Here is a 277-nt window from a genome sequence, read left to right as displayed (position 1 = left end):
CTACCATTGTTTGGAAGATCAAACAAGATGTTTCTAAAACCTTGCTACAGGTTGAACATATAGGTTTAAATGAAAATGTAGCGTGTTATGAAATTTGTACGGCCGGTTGGCAGCAATTTACAAATAGTTTAAAACTGTATCTAGAAACGGGTAATGGTAATCCATACAAAAACTTGTCTTAAATCATCTTATCAAATCAAAATAATACAACTATGGTAATTAATCCTTATTTAAACTTTAACGGTAATACCGAAGAGGTTTTCAATTTCTACAAATC

Annotated in this window: 1 pseudogene; it reads left to right on the top strand. The window is 30.7% G+C overall.

Annotated elements, in window-relative coordinates:
- Positions 1 to 182, top strand: a pseudogene (locus B3I52_RS09310) (SRPBCC domain-containing protein); the annotation flags it as partial.
- Positions 183 to 277: the final 95 nt, after the last annotated feature.

It is taken from the genome of Pedobacter sp. UBA4863, from assembly GCF_002399615.1.
Taxonomy (GTDB): domain Bacteria; phylum Bacteroidota; class Bacteroidia; order Sphingobacteriales; family Sphingobacteriaceae; genus Pedobacter.
Note: the sequence above shows the minus strand (reverse complement) of the source record. Positions and strands in the feature narration are given on the sequence as shown.